Origin of the sequence: Aestuariibius violaceus (assembly GCF_040779325.2) — a bacterium.
Classification (GTDB): Bacteria; Pseudomonadota; Alphaproteobacteria; order Rhodobacterales; family Rhodobacteraceae; genus Aestuariibius; species Aestuariibius violaceus.
On sequence record NZ_JBFONT020000003.1, the window covers coordinates 127,339 to 150,862 of the forward strand.

24 protein-coding genes and 4 tRNA genes are annotated in these 23,524 nt (G+C 63.5%); 15 read left to right on the forward strand and 13 right to left on the reverse strand.

Annotated features, from left to right (window positions below; genetic code table 11):
* Positions 1-6: 6 nt before the first annotated feature.
* Genes AADZ90_RS12610 through AADZ90_RS12625 form a run of 4 tightly spaced genes read right to left on the reverse strand, consistent with a single transcriptional unit; the run spans position 7 to position 2,446 of the window.
* Positions 7-489 (reverse strand): DUF6505 family protein, encoded by a 483-nt coding sequence (locus AADZ90_RS12610; protein ID WP_367310368.1) that lies wholly within the window; start codon positions 487-489, stop codon positions 7-9.
* Entirely contained in the window at positions 486-1,193 is a 708-nt protein-coding gene (locus tag AADZ90_RS12615; protein ID WP_367310369.1) for a biotin/lipoate--protein ligase family protein, read from the reverse strand. Before AADZ90_RS12615 ends, AADZ90_RS12610 begins: the two co-directional genes overlap by 4 nt.
* Positions 1,190-2,254 (reverse strand): iron-sulfur cluster carrier protein ApbC, encoded by a 1,065-nt coding sequence (gene apbC, locus AADZ90_RS12620; RefSeq protein ID WP_367310370.1) that lies wholly within the window; start codon positions 2,252-2,254, stop codon positions 1,190-1,192. The genes AADZ90_RS12615 and apbC overlap by 4 nt, the downstream gene beginning before the upstream one ends.
* Positions 2,255-2,446 (reverse strand): DUF6494 family protein, encoded by a 192-nt coding sequence (locus AADZ90_RS12625; RefSeq protein ID WP_367310371.1) that lies wholly within the window; start codon positions 2,444-2,446, stop codon positions 2,255-2,257.
* Positions 2,447-2,524: 78 nt separating this feature from the next.
* Between AADZ90_RS12625 and AADZ90_RS12630 the strand changes: the two genes are divergently transcribed.
* Positions 2,525-3,250: a hypothetical protein gene (locus AADZ90_RS12630; RefSeq protein ID WP_367310372.1), complete on the forward strand. Its 726-nt coding sequence runs from the start codon at positions 2,525-2,527 to the stop codon at positions 3,248-3,250.
* 150 nt (positions 3,251-3,400) lie between these two features.
* On the opposite strand, the gene AADZ90_RS12635 is transcribed toward AADZ90_RS12630, so the two are convergent.
* Both AADZ90_RS12635 and AADZ90_RS12640 read right to left on the reverse strand, forming a co-directional pair.
* On the reverse strand, positions 3,401-3,790 hold the full coding sequence (locus tag AADZ90_RS12635; protein ID WP_367310373.1) for a tautomerase family protein: 390 nt from the start codon (positions 3,788-3,790) through the stop codon (positions 3,401-3,403).
* A gap of 181 nt (positions 3,791-3,971) precedes the next feature.
* The gene (locus AADZ90_RS12640) at positions 3,972-4,874 is read right to left on the reverse strand and encodes a 5'-methylthioadenosine/S-adenosylhomocysteine nucleosidase (RefSeq protein ID WP_367310374.1); all 903 of its coding nucleotides are present in this window, start codon (positions 4,872-4,874) and stop codon (positions 3,972-3,974) included.
* Positions 4,875-5,054: 180 nt separating this feature from the next.
* On the opposite strand from AADZ90_RS12640, the gene AADZ90_RS12645 reads away from it, so the two are divergent.
* Positions 5,055-5,129, forward strand: a tRNA-Val gene (locus AADZ90_RS12645).
* Positions 5,130-5,333: 204 nt separating this feature from the next.
* Here the strand turns inward: AADZ90_RS12645 and AADZ90_RS12650 are convergent.
* Entirely contained in the window at positions 5,334-6,524 is a 1,191-nt protein-coding gene (locus AADZ90_RS12650; RefSeq protein WP_367310375.1) for a PrnB family protein, read from the reverse strand.
* A gap of 101 nt (positions 6,525-6,625) precedes the next feature.
* Here AADZ90_RS12650 and AADZ90_RS12655 point away from each other — a divergent pair, with 101 nt between their 5' ends.
* From AADZ90_RS12655 to AADZ90_RS12700, 10 genes are all read left to right on the forward strand, one after another.
* Positions 6,626-7,090 carry an Lrp/AsnC family transcriptional regulator gene (locus tag AADZ90_RS12655; RefSeq protein ID WP_367310376.1) on the forward strand — a complete coding sequence of 155 codons (465 nt, stop codon included), beginning with the start codon at positions 6,626-6,628 and terminating at the stop codon, positions 7,088-7,090.
* A gap of 367 nt (positions 7,091-7,457) precedes the next feature.
* The gene (locus tag AADZ90_RS12660; RefSeq protein ID WP_367310377.1) at positions 7,458-8,024 is read left to right on the forward strand and encodes a histidine phosphatase family protein; all 567 of its coding nucleotides are present in this window, start codon (positions 7,458-7,460) and stop codon (positions 8,022-8,024) included.
* Between the two features lie 34 nt (positions 8,025-8,058).
* A tRNA-Val gene (locus AADZ90_RS12665) sits at positions 8,059-8,134 on the forward strand.
* 286 nt (positions 8,135-8,420) lie between these two features.
* Complete coding sequence (locus tag AADZ90_RS12670; RefSeq protein ID WP_367310378.1) at positions 8,421-8,717, forward strand: hypothetical protein; 297 nt, start codon at positions 8,421-8,423, stop codon at positions 8,715-8,717.
* A gap of 92 nt (positions 8,718-8,809) precedes the next feature.
* Positions 8,810-9,748, forward strand: a complete 939-nt coding sequence (locus tag AADZ90_RS12675; RefSeq protein ID WP_367310379.1) for a pirin family protein — start codon at positions 8,810-8,812, stop codon at positions 9,746-9,748.
* A gap of 77 nt (positions 9,749-9,825) precedes the next feature.
* The gene (locus tag AADZ90_RS12680; protein ID WP_367310380.1) at positions 9,826-10,797 is read left to right on the forward strand and encodes a glycosyl transferase family 90; all 972 of its coding nucleotides are present in this window, start codon (positions 9,826-9,828) and stop codon (positions 10,795-10,797) included.
* A gap of 10 nt (positions 10,798-10,807) precedes the next feature.
* Entirely contained in the window at positions 10,808-11,761 is a 954-nt protein-coding gene (locus AADZ90_RS12685; RefSeq protein ID WP_411997034.1) for an NAD-dependent epimerase/dehydratase family protein, read from the forward strand.
* A gap of 122 nt (positions 11,762-11,883) precedes the next feature.
* A tRNA-Asp gene (locus tag AADZ90_RS12690) sits at positions 11,884-11,960 on the forward strand.
* Positions 11,961-11,997: 37 nt separating this feature from the next.
* Positions 11,998-12,074 (forward strand) — tRNA-Asp (locus tag AADZ90_RS12695).
* A gap of 96 nt (positions 12,075-12,170) precedes the next feature.
* Positions 12,171-13,466 carry a DUF3422 family protein gene (locus AADZ90_RS12700; RefSeq protein ID WP_367310381.1) on the forward strand — a complete coding sequence of 432 codons (1,296 nt, stop codon included), beginning with the start codon at positions 12,171-12,173 and terminating at the stop codon, positions 13,464-13,466.
* Between the two features lie 20 nt (positions 13,467-13,486).
* On the opposite strand, the gene AADZ90_RS12705 is transcribed toward AADZ90_RS12700, so the two are convergent.
* From AADZ90_RS12705 to AADZ90_RS12730, 6 genes are all read right to left on the reverse strand, one after another.
* Complete coding sequence (locus tag AADZ90_RS12705; protein WP_367310382.1) at positions 13,487-14,260, reverse strand: lysophospholipid acyltransferase family protein; 774 nt, start codon at positions 14,258-14,260, stop codon at positions 13,487-13,489.
* A gap of 89 nt (positions 14,261-14,349) precedes the next feature.
* Complete coding sequence (locus tag AADZ90_RS12710; RefSeq protein ID WP_367310383.1) at positions 14,350-15,366, reverse strand: ABC transporter permease; 1,017 nt, start codon at positions 15,364-15,366, stop codon at positions 14,350-14,352.
* Positions 15,359-16,396 (reverse strand): ABC transporter permease, encoded by a 1,038-nt coding sequence (locus AADZ90_RS12715; protein ID WP_367310384.1) that lies wholly within the window; start codon positions 16,394-16,396, stop codon positions 15,359-15,361. Before AADZ90_RS12715 ends, AADZ90_RS12710 begins: the two co-directional genes overlap by 8 nt.
* 54 nt (positions 16,397-16,450) lie before the next feature.
* Positions 16,451-18,169 (reverse strand): peptide ABC transporter substrate-binding protein, encoded by a 1,719-nt coding sequence (locus AADZ90_RS12720; RefSeq protein WP_367310385.1) that lies wholly within the window; start codon positions 18,167-18,169, stop codon positions 16,451-16,453.
* On the reverse strand, positions 18,169-19,230 hold the full coding sequence (locus AADZ90_RS12725; RefSeq protein ID WP_367310386.1) for an ABC transporter ATP-binding protein: 1,062 nt from the start codon (positions 19,228-19,230) through the stop codon (positions 18,169-18,171). The genes AADZ90_RS12720 and AADZ90_RS12725 overlap by 1 nt, the downstream gene beginning before the upstream one ends.
* Entirely contained in the window at positions 19,223-20,233 is a 1,011-nt protein-coding gene (locus AADZ90_RS12730; RefSeq protein WP_367310387.1) for an ABC transporter ATP-binding protein, read from the reverse strand. The genes AADZ90_RS12725 and AADZ90_RS12730 overlap by 8 nt, the downstream gene beginning before the upstream one ends.
* A 223-nt stretch (positions 20,234-20,456) precedes the next feature.
* Between AADZ90_RS12730 and argE the strand changes: the two genes are divergently transcribed.
* The 3 genes from argE to AADZ90_RS12745 all read left to right on the forward strand — a co-directional run bounded on the left by argE (position 20,457) and on the right by AADZ90_RS12745 (position 23,424).
* On the forward strand, positions 20,457-21,623 hold the full coding sequence (gene argE / locus AADZ90_RS12735; RefSeq protein ID WP_367310388.1) for an acetylornithine deacetylase: 1,167 nt from the start codon (positions 20,457-20,459) through the stop codon (positions 21,621-21,623).
* 81 nt (positions 21,624-21,704) lie between these two features.
* The gene (locus tag AADZ90_RS12740; RefSeq protein WP_367310389.1) at positions 21,705-22,865 is read left to right on the forward strand and encodes a M20 aminoacylase family protein; all 1,161 of its coding nucleotides are present in this window, start codon (positions 21,705-21,707) and stop codon (positions 22,863-22,865) included.
* A 286-nt stretch (positions 22,866-23,151) separates the two neighbouring features.
* Entirely contained in the window at positions 23,152-23,424 is a 273-nt protein-coding gene (locus tag AADZ90_RS12745) for a hypothetical protein (protein ID WP_367310390.1), read from the forward strand.
* The last annotated feature ends 100 nt before the right edge of the window (positions 23,425-23,524 follow it).

The window sequence follows — 23,524 nt, forward strand, 5'->3', positions numbered from 1 at the left end:
GGCCGTTCAGTCCTCGTCCAGTGAGCCGTGGATGGCGAATTGGTCGAGGTCAGCCTCCTGTGCCTCGATCACGCGGAAGCTTTCCTTTACGCCGCTATCTGTCAGCTCGCGGGCGACGGTGAGGAGCGTGTTGGGCGCGTGCTCGTCACAGAGCTCGGCCATGTGGGCGATCTCGGCCTCGGCCACGGGGCGGGCGGTGTCGAGGTCGGGGGCGCCGTAGAGGTCGATGAAGTGCTGGGCGAGGGTGTCGGTCAGCGCCGCGACCTCGGCCTCTTCCGCCTTGGTGACGGCGACGAAGGTGACGCGGCCGAAGGTCTCGAGCCCCAGCCAGCCGTTGGAGAAGGCCTGCTTGGCCTTGCCGGTCAGGTCGGCCTCGGACCAGTTGGAGAATTCGAAGCCCCCGGGGATGCACCATTCGCCGGTGCGGGCGGGCGAGTGAAAGACGTTCATGTCGCTTTCGTCGAAATGGATCGCGCGGGCCAAGTTCATGCGGACGTCTCCAGCAGGCGTGTGAGGGGGATGAGGCGGGTGTCGTCGGCGTCGCGCAGGAGCATGCCGAAGCGTTCGTCGATGCCGAGGAAGGTGCCCTTGTGGCCGAAGAGCGCGACCTCTTCGCCGACGCCATGGGCGAGGCCACGCCATTCCTTGTGGACGGGGGCAAGGCCCTCGTCGGTCCAGCGGTTGAGCCAGACGAGGGTGTGACGCGCCCAGCTTTCCAGAAGCGCGGTCGCATCCACATCGGCGCAGCCTTCGGCGTAGAGCGCGGTGCGGGTCGGGTCGTGCCCGGTGTCTTCGGAGGGCGGCCAGAGCGGCAGCGACAGGCCGACGACGAGCCAGTCGGGCTGTTCGGACGGCGCGGCGGTGGCGGCCGCCATGCGCAGGCCGCCGCAGAGCGCGCCGTTCACGCGGATCGGGCCGGACCAGTCGAGGTGGACCGCGACCTCGGGCGGGGCGAGCGCGCCGAGCGCGTTCTGAAAGCCGATGCCGCAGATCGGCAGGGCGGCGACGGCGTCTTCCAGCGGGACCTCGGGGGCGAAGACAATCGCGGCGCGTAGCGTGTCGTGGGCGAGGTTGTGGACGACGAGGCCGGCATCGCAGCCGAGGAGCGCCTGCGCCTGGGCCTTGTCGAACGGGTCGATCGCGCCCTCGACGGCCTGACCCGAGAGGAGCGGCGGGAAGGTCGGGGCGGTCATGCCGCCCCGGCGTCGATCAGTTTGCGGGCCACGTCGCGGAAGGCGCGGGCCTGCTGGCTTTCGGGTTTGGAGACCACGATGGGCGCGCCGCCATCGGCGGCAAGCCGGATGTCGAGGTGGAGCGGTACCTCGGCGAGGAGGGGGACGCCCATCTTTTCGGCCTCTGCCGCCACGCCGCCATGGCCGAAGACGTGCTCCTCGTGCCCGCATTGGGAGCAGATATGCGTCGACATGTTCTCGATCATGCCGAGGATCGGGACGTTCAGCTGGTTGAACATGTCGATCCCCTTGCGGGCGTCGATCAGGGCCACGTCCTGTGGGGTGGAGACGATGACGGCGCCTGTCACCTCGGACTTCTGGGAGAGCGTCATCTGCACGTCGCCGGTGCCGGGCGGCAGGTCGACAAGGAGGACGTCGAGCGCGCCCCACTGCACCTGGGTCAGCATCTGCTGGAGAGCGCCCATGAGCATCGGCCCGCGCCAGACGACCGCCTGATCCTCGTTCGTCATGAGGCCAAGCGACATCATGGTGACGCCGTGATTGCGCATCGGCAGGATCGTCTTGCCGTCGGGCGAGGCCGGGCGGCCCGAGACGCCGAGCATCCGCGGCTGCGAGGGGCCGTAAACATCGGCATCCAGAAGGCCGACCTTGCGCCCTTCGGCCGCCAGCGCGCAGGCGAGGTTGGCCGAGACGGTGGATTTGCCGACGCCGCCCTTGCCGGAGGCGATGGCGACGATCCGGTCGATCCCGGGGATCTTCTGCGGACCCTTGGGGGCGGCTGCCTTCGGCTTGAGGTCCGGAGGCGCGGCTTGGGCGGTGTGCGCCGTCAGCATGGCCGAGACCGTCTGGATCCCGGGCAGCGCCTTGACCTTCGCTTCGGCGGTGTCCCGGATCGGCTCGAACGCCTTCGCGGCCGATCCCGGGATTTCCATCACGAAGCGGACGGTTCCGCCGTCGACATTCAGTGCGCGGACGATGCCCGCCGAGACGATATCGGTGCCGTCGGGGGCGTTGATTTCCTTGAGGACGCCCAGAACATCCTCGCGTGTTGCGGTGCTCACTTAGCTTTGGCCCTTGATCTGTCCGGTGACGACATGTTCGAGGTCGAGACCATCGATGGTGAGCACGACCTTGGCGTCGAAGGTCTTGCCGGAGCTGTCGGCCTCGCGCATCGCCTCTTCGATGGCTTGCTGCGACGTCACCCCAACCTGTTTCAAGAACTTGCGCATCGACATGTTGAAATCGTCGCTCATCGACATCTCCCTTCCATTGACGGACCGGTGCGGTCCTTTCTAGCGTTGGATACCTAACCCACGAAGCGGGAGGCTTCCATGACCCTCAGGCGGTTTGCGGTCGGATTTTTTGTGGTTTTGCTTGCGGGTGGGGTGTCGGCGGAGCCGTTCACGCTGTCGGCGCCCGAGGAAATGGAGGAGAGCGGGTTCCTGCGGCACGTGCTGTCGCGGTTCTCGCTGAAGACGGGGCAGGCGGTGGAAATCGTGGACGACGGGGCCGATGCCGTGATCGGAACGGACGGGGTGCCGGTGTTTCGAGAGGGGGATATGGTCTGGCATTTCGCAGGCGAGGGCGCGGGGCCGGAGCGGTTGGGGGACTACCTGACGAGCGATATCGGCAAGCGGACGATCGAAAGCTTTCCGCCCGGGGGCGATGCGCTCTATTCGGCGGATGTGACGGTGGAAGAGGTCGTGGTCACGGCGCCCGTGGAAGGCGATGCGGTGGCCGGCGCGGACTTGTCACTTGAACTGTGCGGGCGCTGCCATGTGGTGGGCGAGGTGAACCGGATGAAGAGCATCGGCTCGACGCCGTCCTTCGCAGCGCTTAGGGCGCTGAGCGACTGGCAGGCGCGGTTCGAGACGTTCTACGTGCTTGCGCCGCACGGTGCCTTCACGCAGGTCGAGGATGTGACGCCGCCCTTCGACCCGGAACGGCCGTCGCCGATTGCGCCGGTCGAGCTGACGCTGGAGGAGCTGGAGGCGATCACGGCGTTCGTCGCGGGCATTGCGGCAGCGGATCTGGGGAAGCCGGTACAGTCGCGTTAGGGGCGGTCCTTTCTTGCCAGGAGCCGTCAGGGAGGGATTGCAACGTCTTGTGATATGCCTTTGGTGTATTGGGTTAACTCATAGTCTTGCCCCGCCCGGAGCAGTGCCAATCAGCATGAATGACGGTTTTCGAAGACGGGAGCCTGCCAGCTAGAGCCCGAGGACCGACTTCACCGAGCCGGCCGGGCTGAAAGACCAGTCGGCCGGGCTGTTCTCCAGAAGGAAGATGATCGAGTTGTTCGCATCGAAGCCAATCGAGGCGAGGCGGTTGCGGACATTCTTGAAAAGGTTCTCCTTCTGCTCGTCCGTCCGCCCTTCGAGCAGGGCGATCTCGATCACCACGGTTGCCTCAGGGTCGCGGTTCCCGAGGAAGGTCGGATGAAGCAGCATATCGCCCGGCTGATATCTTGCGACGAGGCAGAAGTGATCTTCGGGGTTGACGCTGCACGTCTCGACGAGGCTTTCGTGAAGCTCTTCATTGATCGCCTGGCACGTCTCAGCTGCAAGGCCTTGTGGTACGTGTAGTTTGTTGAAGGGCAAAACCGTTCGTCTCCCGAGTGTTCGTTTCCGGCAGCAATACCTCGATTTGCGCGTGTCTGCCACGCGAAGCGGACCGTCGTGTGACCTATTGCGGCCGCTTCGTTCCCGATCATAGACTCTAGCAGGAGTAGGAGGTCGGGTTTGTTGTGCTTTGAGAGCGCGTTGATCCGGTCCTTTGACGCTAGAGTCTGTCCGGCAGGGCGGCGAGGAAGGCGCGGACGACTTCGGCGGAGTTGGCGGCGGCGAGGCTGAAGAAGACCGGGAGCTCGTTTTCCTCATCTCCGCCTCCGGCCAGGTCCGAGAGGCTGCGGAAGGCAATGAAGGGGGTGCCGTTGGCGTGGGCCACATGGGCGACGGCGGCGCTTTCCATGTCGAGGACGGCGGCGTCGAACGTATCGAAGACGTAGGCGCGGTAATCGGCGTTGTCGACGAAGCTGGAGCCGGAGACTCCGTTGCCGCCGACCACGATTTCGGGTGGGGAGGAGAGGCAGGCATTGTCGGGGTTGCACTCGGCGAGGTCGATCTCTTCGGCGACGGTGGCGGCGATGTCCAGATAGCCGGGATCAGAGGCGAACCAGAATTTCTGCTCGCCCTCGGGCGCGGCCTCGCTGACGACGCCGACGGAGCGGGTGAACATCATGCCGTAGTTGGGGAAATCCGAGCTCATCCAGGGCGGGATTGCGTAGCCGTCGCCGGTGTCGCGGGCCATGACGGTTTCGAGGTACTGGCCCCAGTTTTCCGCCACCACGACGTCGCCGATATCAAGCGCCGGGTCGACGCCACCGGCGATGCCGGAGAAGACGATGCCCTCGATCTCGAAATGGTTCAGGGCAAGCTGAGTGGTCATGGCGGCGTTGACCATGGAGATGCCCGAGAGGAAGAGGACGACGGGCTGGCCCTCGATCTGGCCGGTGACGAAGCGGTTGCCGTTGACGGTATGGTCGGTGGGGCTTTCAACCATGTCGAGGAGGAGTGTCCATTCCGGCTCGAACGCGGACATGACGGCGAGGCGCGGCGTGGGGTCGAGCGGGTCGGCGGCAAGCGGGGCGGCGAGGAGAAGAGCGGGCAGGCAGGGACGGAGCATCAGAACACCTTTTGTGATCGTTGCGGCAGGGGAGCGGTTTGCAGTGTGGTGGGCAACCGGCGGTGCGTCCGGATGCCCTGCGCGAGATGCTTTGCGCCCAAAGATTCGGCAGATGGTACAGCGATCGCCCGCCGCGAGACCCTTGCGGCCTTCAGCGGGACTGGCTACATGACGCGCCACGGGTGATTAGCTCAGTGGTAGAGCGCTTCGTTCACATCGAAGATGTCAGGAGTTCGAATCTCTTATCACCCACCATTAAACCTGATGCCCAAGATGGTTTCTCGCGGAGTGCAGCGCGGCTCGCCCCCCGACGGCCGGGTCGTGGCGAGATAACGCTGCCGGGCTTTTTTAGCTGCGGCGCCTGTACCTCGACGGGACGCGGTGCCGCCGCGGTATGGGTCCGGGCCTCTCGGCAGTACGGTCAAGCCTTCCGTTCCGGATGGAGCATCGGGAGAGAGATCATGCTCTTTGCTTCTCCCTGACCGGCAGGAGCCGTTCGCGCGTCTCGTCGCGATGCTTCTTCAGATAGCGCATGAAGGGTGTTCCGCCGGTGCCGACCTCGGTGTCGTTGCCGGTCGCAGCCCTGGTCTGCCGGTTGATGTAGGACGCCGCATATTCCAGGTGTCGTGACCGGAAATCGGCCACGGCCTTGATGTTGGCATTGTAGGCTTCCGTCAATCCGGGGTCACCACAGCGTTCGACGAAGCTGCGCAGCCCGCTCTGCGCCCGCAGATCCTCAATGAACCGCCGATGCGCTGGCGGGCGGTAGATGTGCAACTCGTCGAGATAGGCCTTCATCGGATCGTGGGCATGTCCGACGCCGAGAAGCGCGTCCATCGACGGCACGATCGAGGATTGCGATCCGGTCTGGCCGCGGAACGCCCGGCCTTGGGTGCCGAACCGCTCGACGCCCTCGTAGAGCAGCCCGTGTGGCATGGCCGGATTGTCCTTCCACCCGTGGATGTAGGGCCGGACGCGGGCGAAGTAGATATATGGATCGCACCGCTCGGGCATTCTGTCGAAGATGCCGTTGATCCCTTCCCAGACCTGGGCAATCTCCTCCAACAGGGTTCGGATCGCGCCGATATCCTCGGCTGCCGTGGCCTCCACCACCTTCGGCATTCGAGCCAGCGCCCCGCCGGCTGCCGCTTCGATCGCCACATGGATCAGGACGAACCACGCCTCGTCCTGGCCGCCGAGGAACTGTTGGATCATGCGTGTATTGTCGAGCGTCAGCCCCTGGCCGCGTTCGACCTCAGCCCAGTTGTCGAGGACGTATCCGCTATAGGCGAGAAGCGGTTGCTGGCCGAGGTGATCGGCCAATGCCACGATCGGCGCCGACAGACAGCGCGGCAGCACCTCCGGCGGGTTGGCCTCGCCCCAGACATAGGCCTGCACCATGAAGGAGTAGTGCACCATGGCCATCCGCGCTTCGGCGTCGCCGCAGGATTGCAGGACCGCCGCGATATCGATGTCCGGCAGCCGGTCCCGCAGAAGCGCCCGGACGCGGCCGGTTGGCAGCAGGCTTGGCAATGACAGTGCGACGTCGCCGACTGTGGCCAGATCACCTGTCAGGCTGATGTCGCCCGCGTTGAACTGACAGAGAAATCCGCGCTCTGCGGACATGTCATAAGCGTCGAGTGCCTGCACCGGGTGCCTCCTTCTGGGTGAGAATTCCTTTGGAGATTATCGGTGGAAAACGGGGCAATTTTCTTGCAAAGTAGGTCGTATGGCATCCATTTGAGCAAGAAATGTCTGATCTAGACCGTGCAAGCGAAGAAATATTGTCAACGCTAGAAGCGTCCGGCCGACTCACCAATATCGAGCTGGCGCGGCGTGTCGGTCTGTCCCCCTCGGCCTGCCTGAGGCGGGTTCAAGAGCTTGAGCGGGCGGGCGTGATCAAGGGCTATCGTGCGATCATCGACCGGTCCGCGCTGGCACCCAGGATCACGGTCTTTGTCATGGTCGGCCTCGCCCAGCAGCTCCATAAGGATGCCCTTGTGTTCGAGGATGCGATGGAGGCGGCGCCGCAGGTCCTTGAGTGCCACAACATCGCCGGGAACGTCGAATATCTGCTGCGGGTCGAGGTCGGCGATCTGGAGGAGTATAAGGAGTTCCACGCCCACACGCTGGGTCAGTTGCCTCAGGTGCGGAGCATCACCTCGCACTTTTGCCTGGAGACGTCGAAGGACCAGCGAAACCGGCTGCGCGACTAGCCATTGTTGTGCCTGCTGTCGCCATTGATTGGGCTGAGCTGGATCGGGTGTCTCCGCTGGTGCTTGGGCCCGCCGGCGATTTGGCCAAAGCTCTTATCACGAGCGTTAGGATGAGCCGCCTCATCCATTAGTGTCGCGCAGATCGGCAGTTCGCATGGCGGTTTGCTGAACCTGGATGAACGGCAATCTCCAGGACTTTTTCGAAAGTCGTCTTATTGAACCGAGTGTCTTGGGCCACCTACCAACGCGTCGGTGGAGCGCCTCTTTTATTTGTGTCCAAGATGTCAGGCGTTAGAAGCTCTGATGACCTGCTGTTTTCTTCAGGCGCCTCCTTGCCGAGATGCGCTTTCTTCTTTGGGGCCCCCCGATGACCTATCCTGATCTCTGGATCCTGCGCCACGGCGAGACGGAGTGGAATGCCGCGGGTCGGATGCAAGGGCATCTGGACAGCCCGTTGACCGAACGCGGGCGGGAGCAGGCGGTGCGGCAGGGGGCGCTGCTGGAGGGGCTCGATTTCGGAGCATTGGATGTCTGGATGAGCCCGCTGGGCCGGGCGGTGCAGACGGCGGCGATCGCGCTGGATGGGCGGGCGCGGATATTGCGAAGCGACGACCGGCTGATGGAGATCGGAATGGGTGAGTGGCAGGGCCGCGCCCGGGCTGAGCTGGACGTGTCACAGGAACAGGATGGATTGCTCTATTACGACAGTGCGCCGGGCGGAGAGGGGTTTCCGGCGCTGTATACGCGCTGCCGGTCTTTCCTCGATGACCTTGAGAGACCGGCAGTGCTGGTGACCCACGGCATCACCAGCCGGATGCTGCGGCTGATCGCGACGGGGCAGGGAATGGACGGGCTTTCGGATCTGCCGGGCGGGCAGGGCGTCGTTCATGTGGTGCGGGCGGGACGTCACGACACGCTGGGCGGCGAGCCTTGAAAGAGGCGCCCGCTTCGGGCTAGGACCGTGCCGGGGGCGATTAGCTCAGTTGGTAGAGCGTCTCGTTTACACCGAGAATGTCGGCGGTTCGAGCCCGTCATCGCCCACCACCCCTTTCCTTGGACAGCGATGGTTCTTGCATGGCCTGCGGGGCGGAGATGCGATGGAAAGCGTCTAGGCCTTCGGTTGTGATGCTCACAACCCTTGGCCCAATTCGCCGCGAAATGGACGTGTTTCGGCGGGCCCGGCCCGATCCCGTCATTTTTCCGGCGCAGTGACGCGGCGTCGCCAGCTGCATAGCCATCCTGACGCCGCGTCAGAGACGTAATCGCGTGACAGACCAATGTGGCAGGGCGGCGTATATCCCCTCGCATCCAGAACGGACGGTGCAACACGATGTCGAACGTGGTGATCATGACGAAAGAACATGTAGCGAGCTATGTCGAAGGACAGCTGCGCAGGGATATGCGTCAGATCACGACGCGGCTTTCAGGTCTGCCCCGAGAGCAGGCGGCGCAGCTGGCGCTGGGGCTCGCGGCGGATCTGGTGGAATTCGCGGCTTACGAGATGGCCGGTGAGCGGTCGAGCGCGACCGTCTCCCGCCTGATCCTGACCGCAGCGGAACTCGAGCAGTTCGCCGAAGGGCCCAAAGACGGCTTCCCGGCGGAAGAGAGGCGCATAACGGGAGAGTAGGGCCCACTCCCCCCTCTTTGCGCCGGGATCGGGGCGGACTATCTGACCACTCACGGATAGTCCGCCCCGATACCTTTCAAAGAGGCCCTGACATGAGCTGGAATCCCGCCCTTGATCCACATTGCCCGACCGGCAACGAGGTTGATGCCATCGAGACGGTGATCGTGCCGCGCGCCCGCGATCTGGGCGGGTTCGAGGTGCGCCGTGCGCTGCCTGCGCCGAAGCGGCAGATGGTGGGGCCGTTCATCTTCTTCGATCAGATGGGGCCTGCGGAGTTCCTGACGGGCGAGGGGATCGACGTGCGGCCGCATCCGCATATCGGGCTCGCCACGGTGACCTATCTGCATCGGGGGAAGATCCATCATCGCGATTCGCTCGGCACCGATCAGTGGATCGAGCCGGGGGCGATGAACCTGATGATCGCGGGGCACGGGATCACTCATTCGGAGCGGATGGATGGTCCGGCGCGGGCCGAGCCCTCGTCGCTGTTCGGGATCCAGACGTGGCTTGCCGTTCCAAAGGATAAGGAGGAGAGCGCGGCGGCGTTTCTGCATGCGACCAAGGACGAGCTGCCGGTGCTGGAGGCCGAGGGTAAGGAGGTGCGGGTGATTCTGGGCCGCGCCTATGGCGCCGATGCGGGCGTCGAGACGCCGTCGGAGACATTCTATGTGGATGCGCGGCTTGATCCCGGGGCAGGGCTGCCGCTGCCGGATGATCAGGAGGATCGTGGAGCCTACGTCCTGGAAGGGTCGGTGCGGATTGCGGGCGAGGTGTTCGAGGCGGGGCGGATGATGGTGTTCCGGCCGGGGGACAAGGTGTCCCTGCATGCCGGGGATCAGGGTGCACGGGTGATGCTGTTGGGCGGCGCGACGCTGGATGGGCCGCGTTATATCTGGTGGAACTTCGTGGCGTCCTCGAAGGAGAAGATCGAGGCGGCAAAGGAGGCTTGGCGGGCGGAGGATTGGCAGCATGGCCGGTTCCAACTGCCGCAGGATGACAATGCGGAGCACATCCCGCTGCCCGACAAATAGATCCTGGACCAGCCGTGAGGCTAATGCGACGGGTGAACACGTCTCTTGTTTTGAGGAACAGGAGAATGAGGCGATTCATGCGGCCGATACGCGGCGCTGTTCGTCAGCAGTTCGAATTGGCAAGGCAAGCGGTGCCCGACTACGAGATCGGGTTTGCCCCCGAACTGGCCCTCGCGACGGATATCAAGGTGGAACGCGGCCGCGGCGGCCGGTTCTGGCTACTGTTTTCCCCGACCGAGCCGACATGGGAAGAGTACGCATTCCTTAGGTCCTACTCCGCCTGCTGCCTCTTCTGGTTTCAGCAAAGCAGGATCGCGAAATGGGCGACATTTTCTGTCACAGACGGCAACCGGCCATCACATGCGCGGTTTTCGTTCTCGTCGCGCAGTTCTGATGTGGTGCCGGTGCCTGACCCTCGCTTCTTTGCGCAGTGCGCTTACCGGGAGGTTGCGGACTTCGCTTCCGCGAATTCTGTGGACTGGGCAGACCGGCGGGGGGAACTGGTCTGGCGGGGCGGATTGAATGGAGACGGGGTGTTTCTAACGGAACCGGGGGCCATCCTTGCCCATCCAAATGCGATCCAGCGCTTACGGCTCTGGGCGATGGGGCAGCGGCTTGGGCTCGATATCCGGTTCGTGCTGTCCGGGCCCCCGACCTATCACAAGAAGATGACTGATCAGGGGGCGATGGTTGGGCCCGGGGTTCATAGCAATGAGTGGTGCGCGATGAAGGTCGCGCTCGACATCGACGGCTTTACGAATACTTGGGACAACCTGCCGGTGCGGATGCTGATGGGGTGTTGCGTTCTGTGGGTCGAGAGCGCGTATGGCTACCGGATGTGGTATCACGACCGGCTGCGGGCCTGGGAGCATTATGTGCCGGTGCGGGCCGATCTGGGTGATCTGGAAGCGCGCCTCGAGTGGGTCCGGGCGAACGACCGCGAGGCGGCAGAGATCGCCCGGCGGGGTCAGAACTTTGCCCGCGGGTTGGATTTTTGTGAAGAAAGTGCCTTGGCCGGGCGTATCATCGATACGCATTGGGAAACGTAGAGGCGGAGAGTTGAGGCAGGTTCTGATAGCCGGTGGCGCCGGTTTCATAGGGGCGCATCTTGTGCGCGCGATTCTGGCCCGCGGAGACCGGGTGACGGTGATCGACAACTTTCAGACTGGGCGCCGCGAGGCCTTGGATGGATTGAAGGTGGCGGTCATCGAGCATGATCTTGTGCAGCCGCTGCGGACGGCGCCAGGGCGGTTTGATTTGGTCTTCAACCTCGCCTGTCCCGCCTCACCTCGCCACTATCAGGCCAATCCGCTGGGGACTTTGCGGTGCAACTTCGTGGGAACTGACAGTTTGCTGTCGCTCGCTTTGTCTTCGGGGGCGCGGATGGTGCAGGCGTCGACATCCGAGGTTTATGGCGACCCTGAGGTTCATCCGCAGCCGGAAGGCTATCCTGGATCGGTCAATCCGACCGGGCCGCGAGCCTGTTATGACGAGGGAAAGCGGGCCGCCGAAACCCTGTGTGCGGAGTATCACCGGCAACACGGGTTGGATGTGCGGATGGCGCGGATCTTTAACACCTATGGCCCCGGGATGATTTCAGGCGACGGGCGTGCGGTGCCCGCCTTCATTGCGGCAGCATTGGAGGGGCGTGAGATACCGGTTCAGGGGACAGGGAAGCAGACGCGGTCGCTCTGCTATGTGAGTGACACTGTCGCGGGGCTTCTGGCGCTGGCTGATGGGGAGGGACTGGCGGGAGAGGTTTTCAATATCGGGAACCCGGACGAGATCACGATCCTGAAGTTAGCCTCTGCCGTGGCGTCGGCGTGCGGGCGGCCCGATCTGGCAATCCGCTTTGAGGCTGCTGCGGTGGATGATCCGCGACGGCGCTGTCCCGACATCGGGAAGGCTCAACGTGTTCTGAACTGGGCGCCGCGCATCGGGTTGGAAGATGGTCTTCGCCGGACCGTCGCCGCATTTCGGGAGAGTGCCCGCCTGATGGCATCTGTGAGTTGATCGGCGCCTGGCCGGGTGCTGCTGCGTCGTTTGTAAAAATGCATCGCGACTCGCTTGACGGGGCCGGACTTGGGTCATAGTAGGTCCGTCACGCTTGCGGTTTCGCCGCAGGCGTGCAGCGGGCGGTTGTAGCTCAGTTGGTTAGAGTACCGGCCTGTCACGCCGGGGGTCGCGGGTTCGAGCCCCGTCAACCGCGCCACCGCTGCCAAATCAGGGCCCCGAGGCCCACACTCTGCGCGGTTGTAGCTCAGTTGGTTAGAGTACCGGCCTGTCACGCCGGGGGTCGCGGGTTCGAGCCCCGTCAACCGCGCCATTTCCCCCCTTCTCTCGATGGTATTTCCGCCGCAGTTTTGCTGCGATGCAGAAAGCGGCGCTTTACGTAGTGTCAGGGTAGGCTACTCTTCTTCCTATGCCACGTGACGCCCATACGAGCCCGGTGAAAGACCACGAACTGCGCTACAAGCTGGCGAACGAGCTGCATGCGCGGCCGTTCCCGACGCTGGAGGCGCCGTGCCATGCCGCCTATCTGGCGATCAAGAGGCCGGAAGATGCGGCGAGCCGGGACCGGGATGTGGACCGGGCGCATCTGATCGCCTTGCTGGATCGCCACGGGGCACCGCATCCGTCGCCAGGGGCCACCCATTGGTTCGGCCAGCTCGGGCGGCATCAGCTGAAGTGGGAAGCGCATACTGAGTTCGTGACCTATACACTATTCGGCGACGGGGTGGCGGAACGGCCCTTCGACGGGACGACCTTTGACGCCTACCCGGAGGACTGGCTGGCGGACGCGCCGGGGGTGCGAATGACATCGGCCCTGATCCGGGTACAGGGGTGGCCGGGTGAAGAAGCCATTGTTCAGAAGATCAGCGAGTGGTTCGTGCCGGAGAGCCTGGCGGCCAGCCGGGTGCTGGATGACAGCGCGACGATCGCAGGCGATTTCCGGATCGACGAGAACGGGCATATGCGGTTCGCGGTTTTCGTGCGGGACGAATGCGGGTCGCGCCGGGTGGGCCGGATAGTCCAGCGGCTGTGCGAGATCGAGACCTATAAGACGATGTCGATGCTGGGCTTCGCGCGGGTGCGCGACATGGGGCCGGAGCTGACCCGGGTGGACGAAGCGCTGACCTCGCTTGTTGACGAGATGGCCGGTGACGTCGCGAAGCCCGACCAGACGCTGAAGGCGCTGCTTGAGGTATCGTCTGAACTCGAGGCGATGGGGGCGCGATCCTCGTACCGGTTTGGGGCCACGGGCGCTTACGAGGCGATCGTGAACCAGCGGATCGAGGTTCTGCGGGAAGAGCGCTTCGGCGGGCGGCAAACCTTCGCGGAATTCATGATGCGCCGCTATGACCCGGCGATGCGGACCGTCAAGGCGGCGCAGGGGCGGCTGGAAGCGATGTCGGAGCGGGCGTCGCGGGCGTCGTCACTGCTGAGGACGCGGGTGGATGTGGAGCGGTCGGCGCAGAACCAGACGCTTCTGGAAAGCATGGACAAGCGGGCGGATCTGCAGCTGCGGTTGCAGAAGACGGTCGAGGGGCTGTCGACGGTGGCGATCAGCTATTACGCGGTGAACCTTGTTGTCTATATGCTGGAGCCGTTCGGGGCCGAGATCGGGTTGGGCAAGCTTGCCCTGATGGCGATCACGACGCCGCTGGTCATTCTGGCCGTCTGGTGGATGGTGCGGCGGATCCGCAAGAGCCTTTAAGGGCGGATCCGCAGGGACTTTCAAGCCGCTTGCAGAAGTTCCTGACGCGGCGGCAGGGAGATGCCTTCGGGCAGGGTGCCTGCGGCCTCCTGATCTTCGAGCAGTTCCAGCGAGCGGTTTTCGATCGCGGCTTCGAGGCGGGCCATGAACGTCTCCTTGTCGAGGCCCGGCGGGATCGGTTCGAGGTATTCCAGCGTTGCGGGACCCGGGCGGGGGAAGAGCGCGCGCTGGGGATAGCGGGTGCCGAAGTCGGTGGCGGCGGGGACGACTGGGCAATTGTAGGACCGGTACATGTGATAGATGCCCCTGCGGTAGCGCTCGGTCTCGCCGATGGCGACGAGGCGGCCTTCGGGATAGATCAGGAACGGGCGGTTTTCGGCACGGGCCGCGGTAAGTTCTGGCCCGGTGATCTTGCTGCGCGAGACCTGGCCGCCGGCGGAGTCGATGACGATGGCGCCAAGCTTACGAAAGATCGCGCCGAGCAGCGGATAGCGCAGCAGGCCGTCATTGGTGACGAAGCCCAGATCGGGGATCTGCGACAGCTGGAGGAAGCCATCGCCCCAGCTTTGATGCTTGGCGGCGACGATGAAGGGGCCCTTCGGCAGGTTCTCTTTCCCGCGGAAGCTGAAGTCGATGCCGCAAAGCGTGTCGAGCAGCCAGACCATCGTTCGGGCGTAGACGCGCAGCATGACGGCCATGGGTTTGCGGTTGGGCCACAAGAGCAACGGGATCGAGATCAGACCGAACAGGATCGAGACGGTCCAGTAGCCGATCGGGAACAGGTAGCGGGTCATCGGGGCCTCCCTTCATAGGTCTGCTCCGATATTCATGAACAATGTTCAAAAATCAATGAACGATGTTCGTGACGTAGCGTCACTTTTGTTTAGCGGCCGCGGATGCGGGGGTCGAGCGCGTCGCGCAGGCCGTCGCCGACATAGTTCACGGCAAGGACGACGACCGAGATCAAAAGTCCCGGCCAGACGACCCGTTCGGGGTATTGCTGCATGTACTGCACCCCGTCGTTCAGGAGCCGCCCCCAGGTCGGGAAGTCGGGCGGGAAGCCGAGGCCGAGGAAGGACAGCGCGCTTTCGGTGATGATGGCGCTGGCGATGCCGAGCGTGGCCGAGACCATGATCGGCGACATGACGTTCGGCAGGACATGGCGCAGGATCATCCGGCCGGGGCGCGTCCCGATGGAGCGGGCGGCGAGGACGAATTCGCGTTCCTTTAGTGCCAGCACGTCGCCGCGGACGATCCGGGCTGTGGGCATCCAGGAAGTGATACCGATACCGGTGACGATCAGGATGAAGATCCCGCCTTCGGTTCCGAACGCCGCCGAGAGGGGCTCGCGGAAGAGGAGGACCATCAGCAGGAGGAGAGGCAGGAGGGGCAGCGCGAGAAAGAGGTCGGTCGTGCGCATGAGCAGGCCGTCGATGCGCTTGAAATAGCCAGCGAGCACGCCGACGAGGGTGCCGAGAAAAAGCGCGATGCCCATCGCCGTGAGGCCCACCGCCATCGAGATGCGTCCGCCGAAGAGGAGGCGCGCCAGCGTGTCCCGCCCGATATTGTCGGTGCCGAGCGGGTGGGCCCAGGTGACGTTGATCGATACCATCTCGGACGGGTTGAGGAAGCAATTGGCCACGTCGCCCCACGGCAGCGAGAAGCAGGCGAGGATGTGGCGCATGTTGCGGGCGCGGAAGTCCTGGTAGCCGGGATCGACCGTCCAGATATACGGCCCGAAGAGGACCATCGCACAGATGAAGAGGAAGACGGCGGACCCCATCAGCGCTCCACGGTGCGACCGGAACTGCGCCCAGACATTGGCCCAATGACCACGCTCCCGCGGGGAGGCGGGCGGTGCGGGGGCCGCGGCGGACTTTGACGCGGTCTGGTCAGTCATAGCGGATCCGGGGGTCGAGAACGCCGTAGAGGATGTCGGCGATCAGGTTGAAGAGCACGATGAGGAAGGCGAAGATGAAGGCGACGGTCAGGACCATCGGCAGGTCATTCGCCTGCAGCGCCGTGATGAAGAGCTGGCCGATGCCGTTCACCTTGAAGATCTGCTCGGTGATGATCGCTCCACCGAAGATCGAGGGCACGCCGAGGGCGATGACCGTGACGACGGGGATCATCGAGTTCCTGAGGACGTGGATGAGGACGACGCGCCACTCGCTCAGCCCCTTGGCGCGGGCGGTGCGGACGTAGTCCTGCGTGAGATTGTCGAGCATGGAGGCGCGCATGAACCGGCTGATCTGGGCGGTCGTCTGCAGCGCCAGGACCATGACCGGCATGACCATCTGGCGGAGCTGGACCTTGAAGCTTTCCCAATCGGTCACCGTATGGGTCGTGTCATAGATCGAGGGGAACCAGCCGAGCTGGACCGAGAAGATGACGATGACGACGACGCCCGAGAAGAAGGGCGGCACGGAAAACCCGATCATCGAGATGAACGTGCCCGCCTGATCGAAGACGGAGTATTGGCGGTAGGCCGAGATGATGCCGATGGGCAGCGCGATGAGGACGCCGACCACATAGGCCATACCGACGACCCAGAGCGTCTGCGGCAGGCGCTGGACGATGATGTCCATCACGGGCGAGCGGCTCTGCCAAGAGATGACGCGCTGTTCGCCGTTATAAAGCTGAGTGTCTGGCAGCCAGCCGAGGAGGAAGCTGCGGTTGGTCAGGTAGTCAATGAAGACCTGCGGTTCGATCCAGAACATCTGGACGATCCATTTGTAGAAGCGGATCGGGACGGGTTCGCCGAGGCCGAGCGCCTCGCGCATGCGCTGGCGGACCTCGTCGGGCACGGTCAGGGGGACTTGGGCCATCGGGTCGCCCGGGGCAAGCTCGAGCAGCAGGAAGATCACGAGGCTGATGAAAAGCAGCATCGGGATCGCGGTGGCGGTCCTGCGGATGGTGAAGGTGAACATTTACTGTCCCGGCAAGGTGGTTGGGGCGGCGCGGACGCCGCCCCTTGTGAAAGATCAGGACCCGTCGATGCGGTACCAATCCTTGATGTTCCAGATCTCGGCATCCCAGTCATTCATCTGAACGCCGCCAAGGGAATTTGCGTGGGCCGAGGGGTTGCCGCGATGGACCAGCGGGATGATCGAGTAGCTTTGCATGATCATGTCGTTCATCTGCTTTGCCAGCTCTGCCCGAGCTTCGAGGCCCGAAGTCGTCGCCATCTGATCGACGAGGGCATCATATTCCTCGCTGCAGAAGCGTTGAATGTTCGAGCCCTGCCATTGGGTTTCGGGCGACGGGATCTCGTTGCAGCGCCAGTTGGCCATGTAAGCTTCGGGGTCTACGCCGGCGAAGTTGTTCGTGTACATCTCGATATCGGCATAGAACTTCTGGAAGGTATCCGGGCTGCCCGGATCGCCGCCGAAGAAAACCGAGGCGTCGATGTTGCGAAGTTCCACCTCGACGCCGAGTTCTTCCCAGAGCTGTTTGATGATGGCCTGGGTGTCCTGCCGGACGGCATTGGTCGAGGTCTGGTAGAGGACAGAGAGACGCACGCCGTCCTTCTCGCGCACGCCATCGCCGTCTTCGTCAGTCCAGCCGTTTTCCTCGAGCAGGGCTTTGGCACCCTCCATATCCTGGGTCTTGCAATCGTCGTTGGCGGTCGAGGCATAGGCCTCGGGCGCGGGCAGGACGTTGCAGGTGACCTGACCGGCGGGACCATACCCGACTTCGACAATCAGATCGCGGTCAATTGCCATGGAAAGGGCCTGCCCCACGATGGGATCGGTCAGGAAGGGATGGGGATGGGCCATCGTCGCCCGCTCTTCCCCGAGGGAGGGGGACGGATCGGTCTGGTTGAGGTGCAGACGCTCGACCGAGGTGGCGAAGGCGGTCACGACCTGACCGTTGCCTGCCGAGGCGAGCTGGTCGAGCACTTCGGGGGCGAGCTGAAGGTTCCAGGCGTAGTCGAATTCGCCGGTTTCCAGTACGGAGCGGGCTGCTGCCAATGCGTCACCGCCACCCTTGAAGTTGACGGATGCGAAGGCGGGCTTGCCTTCCTCGCGGAAGTTTTCGTTTGCCTCGTAGGTTACGACATCGTTCGGGCGGAAATCGGTGACGACGAAGGGGCCGGTGCCGATGGGGCCGAAGTTCGCGTCGGTGCATTCAGGGGCGCGTGCGCCGATGCATTCCTCGAACTGAGCCTTCTGGATAATCGGGCTCTCCGATCCAACGAAGGCAGTGTAAGGGAAGGGCTTGGGCGCGCTGAATTCGACGCGGACGGTGCGGTCATCGACCGCCACGACGTCCGACACGCCATCGAAGTAACTGGCCTGCGCGCAGCCACCTTCGGGGTGGGTGCAATATTGCCAGGTGAAGACGACGTCTTCGGACGTGAATGGGGTGCCGTCGGACCAGAGCACGCCTTCCTTGAGGGTCCAGGTGATCGAGGTCAGATCCTCAGCCACGCTGCCATCCTCGACTGTCGGGATGCTTTCGGCGAGCCACGGCACCATCTCGCCTTGGGAGTCAAAGCGTACCAGCGGTTCGATGATCAGCGAGGCGCTTTCCATCTCTTTCGTGCCGCCTGAGAGGAACGGGTTCAGCGTCGAAGGCGCCTGCCAGTAGATGATGTTGAGCTGCCCGTCACGGCCGCGTTCGCCTTCGTGGCCGTCGGCCCAGGCGCCCGTGACCGCGACGCTCGCGGCGGCACCCAGAAGGGCTGTTTTGAGTTTCATCATAAGTCTCCCTGTTGGACTTCGGTTGGCTCGTTGTGCCTCGGTGCCTCCGTTCTGGGGGAGGTCTCATTGTAGAGGTGGCAGGCGGCGAAATGGCCAGGGGCCAGTTCGCGGAATTCGGGGTCGATCTCGTGGCAAATGCCCATCACTTGCGGGCAACGGGTGCAGAAGTTGCAGCCTTTTGGAGGGTTGGCGGGCGAGGGCACATCGCCTTGCAGAACCGTGCGGTCGGCTTGCATGTCAGGATCGGGTTCCGGCACGGCGGAGAGGAGCGCCTGGGTGTAAGGGTGTCTGGGCTCGCCATAGAGGGCGTCGCGCGGGGCCAGTTCGACGATCTTGCCCAGATACATCACCGCGACGCGGGTCGCGATGTGGCGGACCATGGACAGGTCGTGTGAGATGAAGAGGTAGGTCAGGCCAAACTGGCGCTGGAGGTCTTCCAGCAGGTTCACCACCTGCGCCTGGATCGAGACGTCAAGTGCGGCGATCGGTTCGTCGCAGACGATGAATTTCGGGTTGAGCGCAAGGGCGCGGGCGATGCCGATCCGCTGGCGCTGCCCGCCTGAGAAAGCGTGGGGGTAGCGGGTCGCGAAGGCGCGGTTGAGGCCGACGGCGTCCATCAGTTCCAGAACGCGCTCGCGCTTTTCGGCCTTCGACATCGAGGTGTGTTCGTCGAGCGGTTCGGCGATGATCGCCTCGACCGTCATGCGCGGATTGAGGCTCGCTTGCGGGTCTTGGAAAACCATCTGCATGATGGGGCGCATTTTGCGCAGCTGGGTCTGCGGCAGCCTCGCGATCTCGGTGCCGTCCATCATGATCTCGCCCGAGGTCGGGTCGTAGAGGCGCAGGATCGCGCGGCCGCAGGTTGATTTGCCGCAGCCGGATTCGCCTACGAGGCCGAGCGTTTCGCCTTCGGCGATGTCGAAGGAGACGCCGTCGACGGCCTTCACCTCTCCCACCTGGCGGCGGAGGAGGCCGCCATGGATCGGGAAGTGCATCTTGAGGTCGCGGACCGAGACGAGCGAGCGGTCGCTGGGCGAAGAGCGCGGGGCGTCAAGCATCGGCGGGAGTGCCTTCGACGAGGAAGCAGGCTGCGTCATGCTTGTGGCCGACATCGTAGCGGCGCGGGTTTTCACGGGCGCAGCGCGGCATGGCGGTTGGGCAGCGATCACGGAAGGGGCAGGCGGTGGGGGCGGCCGATAGGATCGGAGGCTGGCCTTCGATCACCGTCAATTTCTCGGCTCGGACACCGCGAATGTGTGGGATGGTTGTAAGCAGGGCCTTGGTGTAGGGATGCTGCGGATTGGTGAAGAGCTCGCGCTTTGGGGCCTGTTCGACGATCTGGCCGCCATACATGACCATAACGCGGTCTGCGATGCCTGCGACGACGCCGAGATCATGGGTGATCCAGATCACCGCCATGCCAAGCCGGTCCTGCAGGTCGGCCATGAGATCGAGGATCTGGGCCTGGATCGTGACGTCGAGCGCCGTCGTCGGCTCGTCCGCGATCAGGAGCTTTGGGTCGCAGGCGAGCGCGATGGCGATCATCACGCGCTGGCGCATCCCGCCGGAGAATTGGTGGGGGTAGTCGGCGAGGCGGCGCTTGGCGTCGGGGATGCCGACAAGCTCCAGGAGTTCGCAAGACCGGTCGCGGGCAGCTGCCTTGGAGAGGCCCATATGCTTCACCAGCGGCTCGCGCAGTTGATAGCCAACAGTGAAGACCGGATTGAGTGATGTCATCGGGTCCTGAAAGATGAAACCGATGCGTCCGCCGCGGACCTTCCGAAGGCGTTTTTCGCTGGCTTTGAGCAGGTCGGAGCCTTCGAACATGACCGTCCCACTGCGGATCCGCGCCGGCGGCATCGGCAGGAGGCCGAGAAGCGACATCATGGTGACGGACTTGCCCGAGCCGCTTTCGCCTACGACGCCCAGGAGCTCTCCCGGGCGCAGGTCGAAGCTTACGTCGTTGACGGCATGGACTTCACCGGCGCTGGTGTCGAAGACCGTATTCAGGCCGCTCACTTCAAGGATGACATCGCTGCGTGTGGCAGTGCCGTCGGGCATCCAGCGCTTTCCAAACTACACAATCGTTGTTGTCTTGCCTCCGGCAGCCTTCCGTCCTGCCGGGATGGAGCGACGTTAGCAGGAACCCGCCATCCCGCAAGCCCCTTGCCGGGGGTGACCTAGAGGAGGTTTTCGGGACGCGGGCGATTTGGGCAGTGATCTTGACCTATGCCACAGGGGGCGTCAGCTTGTGGTTCATCACCCGACTTGAAGGATGCTGAGGATGCCGAAAGCCCTGTCTGCCCGTGCGCTTCTGGAGCGGCTGGTGGCCTTTCCGACCGTGAGCCGGGACAGCAATCTGGCGCTCGTAGATTTTGTTGAGGAATACTTGGCAAGGTTCGGCGTCGAAGCCCATCGCGTTTATGATGAGACGGGGCAGAAAGCGTCACTTTATGCCAATGTCGGGCCGGAAGTGTCGGGCGGCGTGGTGCTGTCGGGGCATACGGATGTTGTGCCGGTGGATGGTCAGGATTGGTCAAGCGATCCGTTCACGGTCGTAGAGCGGCGCGGGCGGCTATACGGGCGCGGCACGTGCGACATGAAGGGCTTCGATGCCTTGGCACTGGCGGCGGTGCCGAAAGCGCTTGAGGCGGGGATAAGACGGCCATTGCAGATTGCTTTCTCCCGGGATGAAGAGATCGGCTTGCTGGGCGCCCCTGACCTGGCGGCGGCGATGCGCCGGGATCTGCCAGATGCCTCTGCGGTGATCATTGGGGAGCCGACGCGGATGAAGGTCGTCTCGGGGCACAAGAGCTGCGACGGGATCGAAGTCCATGTGCGTGGGCATGAAGTGCATTCCAGCCGGATGCACGAAGGCGTCTCAGCCGTGATGACCGCTGCGCGGCTGGTTGAGTGGCTGCGCCGGCAGACCGAGGCGAACATGGCCGTCGAGCCAGGGCCGGTTGCGGCGCTGTTCGATCCCCCGTTCACGACGCTGCATGTGGGGATGATCGAAGGAGGCACGGCCCACAACATCACCGCGCGGGACTGCCGGTTCGTCGCCGATATCCGCTGCGTTCCGAATGAAACCGCAGACGAATGGTTGGAGAAGCTGCGGGCCGAGGCGGCGCGAATCGAGTCGGAGATCCGCGAGGTCGCACCCGACGCCTCGATTTCCGTGGAATTGAGCGTGCCGGGTCCTGGCCTTCAACCCGAGGAGGATGGCGCAGCGGAACATCTTTTGCGGCGGCTGACTGGCGATAACGGTGCCCATACGGTCAGTTACGGCACGGATGGCGGACACTTTCAGGCTGCCGGATATTCTGTCGCCGTCTGCGGGCCTGGCGACATCGCGCAGGCGCATCAGGCCGATGAGTTCATCGAAGTTGCGCAATTCGAAGCCGGGGAAGCGTTCCTCGATCGGCTGATCGCCGATCTCGCGGCGGAGTGACTCGTCGCGGCGTGATCGGCTCGCCCTTGCCGGGACGCCGGAGCGTCGCAATTTCTAAGAGGACAGTTTCAGGAGACCCAAATGCCGATCAGGAACAGCATCGCCGATCTTCAGGTTGAAATCACCGAGTGGCGGCGCGATATTCACGCCCATCCCGAAATTCTGTTCGAGACGCACCGAACGTCGGCCCTTGTCGCGGACAAGCTACGGTCGTTCGGGTGTGACGAGGTGGTCGAAGGTATTGGCCGGACCGGCGTTGTGGGCGTGATCCGGGGACGAAAGCCTGGGGACAAGACCATCGGCTTGCGCGCCGATATGGATGCCTTGCCGATCCATGAGGCGACGGGACTTGATTATGCATCGAAGACACCCGGCGCGATGCATGCCTGTGGTCATGACGGACACACTGCAATGCTGATGGGGGCCGCGAAGTATCTGGCTGAGACCCGGAATTTCGCCGGAACGGTTGTGGTGATCTTTCAGCCTGCCGAAGAAGGTGGCGGTGGAGGCCGGGAGATGTGCGAAGATGGCCTGATGGACCGATGGAAGATCGACGAGGTCTACGGGATGCATAATTGGCCCGGTCGTCCCGTCGGCTCCTTTGCGATTCGTCCGGGGTCGTTCTTCGCCGCCACGGACATCTTCGAGATCGAAATTGAAGGGAGGGGTGGTCACGCCGCCAAGCCGCAGGAGACGATCGACACCACGATCGTCGCTGCCTCGATCGTCACGGCGCTGCAGACGATCGCAAGCCGGAATGCAGACCCGACGGAGCAGATCGTTGTGTCCGTAACTTCTTTCGAGACCTCAAGCACCGCATTCAACGTGATCCCGCAGAAGGTGTATCTGAAAGGAACCGTTCGGACCTTGTCGCCGGAGATAAGGGATCTGGCGGAACGGCGGCTCACCGAGATAGCCGAACGGCAAGCAGCGGTCTTTGGCGCGGTGGCGCGGGTGGACTATCACCGAAATTATCCGGTGATGGTCAACCACGATGCCGAGACCGCCCATGCTGCGGAAGCTGCCAGGCGTGTCTCGGGGGATTGCTCGGAAGCACCGCTCGTCATGGGGGGAGAGGATTTCGCCTTCATGCTGGAGGAGCGACCTGGAGCCTATATCCTGGTCGGTAATGGCGACACGGCGATGGTTCACCACCCGGAATACAACTTCAACGACGACGCAATTCCCGCTGGTGTGTCCTGGTGGGCCGAGATTGCAGAGATGCGCCTGCCAGCGTCTTGACGGGGTCCTGCATCAGTCAGGACAGAACTACTTCAACTTTTACGAATTTTCTTTGCTTTGGCGGACAACCTGTCGACCGACATTTGTCGGGTCGCACACAGCTATAGAAATAAGGGAGCACGCTGAGGTCGAAGCGTTCAATTCCTGGACTTTTGGCGCGACACGAGGTGGCGAAAGACTGCCAATCTTTTTATTCGACGCCTTTTGTTTCGTCAAAGCTTTGCACAAGCAGAATTTGCCTGCTACATGTCCAAGTTGAGAGAACTTTTTGACTAAGGAGGCCTCCATGAAAAAGCTTCTCGCTGGTGCAGCAATAGCTGCCCTTGTTACACCGTCTCTGGCTCCGGCTGGCGGTCTTCTTGCTCCAGCCGGTGAACCCGAGCCGCTGCCGCCGGTTGTACAGTCCCAGCCCGGCACGTCCGCTGGTAACCTTGGCACGATCGCCGCGGTTGCAGCCGGTATTCTCGTGATTGCGGCGATTGCGTCCAGTGATGACGATGACGATGACGATGACGATGACGGCAGCACTGGCACGCCCGACACGGCCAGCCAGAACTGACTTAGTGTTTCTTTATTTTTTTGACCGCGTCCGCTGGCCGGGCGCGGTTTTCTTTTGTGCCACCCCATTGAAGCTGTGATCCGTCCCGATTAGGCGCGGG

Coding starts and splice junctions, on each gene's coding strand:
- AADZ90_RS12655 (WP_367310376.1), top strand. CDS start 6,626: ATGTCTGATCTAGACCGTGCAAGCGAAGAAATATTGTCAACGCTAGAA.
- AADZ90_RS12615 (WP_367310369.1), bottom strand. CDS start 1,193: ATGACCGCCCCGACCTTCCCGCCGCTCCTCTCGGGTCAGGCCGTCGAG.
- AADZ90_RS12730 (WP_367310387.1), bottom strand. CDS start 20,233: ATGCCCGACGGCACTGCCACACGCAGCGATGTCATCCTTGAAGTGAGC.
- AADZ90_RS12680 (WP_367310380.1), top strand. CDS start 9,826: ATGCGGCCGATACGCGGCGCTGTTCGTCAGCAGTTCGAATTGGCAAGG.
- AADZ90_RS12745 (WP_367310390.1), top strand. CDS start 23,152: ATGAAAAAGCTTCTCGCTGGTGCAGCAATAGCTGCCCTTGTTACACCG.
- AADZ90_RS12720 (WP_367310385.1), bottom strand. CDS start 18,169: ATGAAACTCAAAACAGCCCTTCTGGGTGCCGCCGCGAGCGTCGCGGTC.
- AADZ90_RS12700 (WP_367310381.1), top strand. CDS start 12,171: ATGCCACGTGACGCCCATACGAGCCCGGTGAAAGACCACGAACTGCGC.
- AADZ90_RS12725 (WP_367310386.1), bottom strand. CDS start 19,230: ATGCTTGACGCCCCGCGCTCTTCGCCCAGCGACCGCTCGCTCGTCTCG.
- AADZ90_RS12710 (WP_367310383.1), bottom strand. CDS start 15,366: ATGACTGACCAGACCGCGTCAAAGTCCGCCGCGGCCCCCGCACCGCCC.
- AADZ90_RS12660 (WP_367310377.1), top strand. CDS start 7,458: ATGACCTATCCTGATCTCTGGATCCTGCGCCACGGCGAGACGGAGTGG.
- AADZ90_RS12670 (WP_367310378.1), top strand. CDS start 8,421: ATGTCGAACGTGGTGATCATGACGAAAGAACATGTAGCGAGCTATGTC.
- AADZ90_RS12715 (WP_367310384.1), bottom strand. CDS start 16,396: ATGTTCACCTTCACCATCCGCAGGACCGCCACCGCGATCCCGATGCTG.
- AADZ90_RS12640 (WP_367310374.1), bottom strand. CDS start 4,874: ATGCTCCGTCCCTGCCTGCCCGCTCTTCTCCTCGCCGCCCCGCTTGCC.
- AADZ90_RS12630 (WP_367310372.1), top strand. CDS start 2,525: ATGACCCTCAGGCGGTTTGCGGTCGGATTTTTTGTGGTTTTGCTTGCG.
- AADZ90_RS12740 (WP_367310389.1), top strand. CDS start 21,705: ATGCCGATCAGGAACAGCATCGCCGATCTTCAGGTTGAAATCACCGAG.
- AADZ90_RS12675 (WP_367310379.1), top strand. CDS start 8,810: ATGAGCTGGAATCCCGCCCTTGATCCACATTGCCCGACCGGCAACGAG.
- argE (WP_367310388.1), top strand. CDS start 20,457: ATGCCGAAAGCCCTGTCTGCCCGTGCGCTTCTGGAGCGGCTGGTGGCC.
- AADZ90_RS12705 (WP_367310382.1), bottom strand. CDS start 14,260: ATGACCCGCTACCTGTTCCCGATCGGCTACTGGACCGTCTCGATCCTG.
- AADZ90_RS12625 (WP_367310371.1), bottom strand. CDS start 2,446: ATGAGCGACGATTTCAACATGTCGATGCGCAAGTTCTTGAAACAGGTT.
- AADZ90_RS12610 (WP_367310368.1), bottom strand. CDS start 489: ATGAACTTGGCCCGCGCGATCCATTTCGACGAAAGCGACATGAACGTC.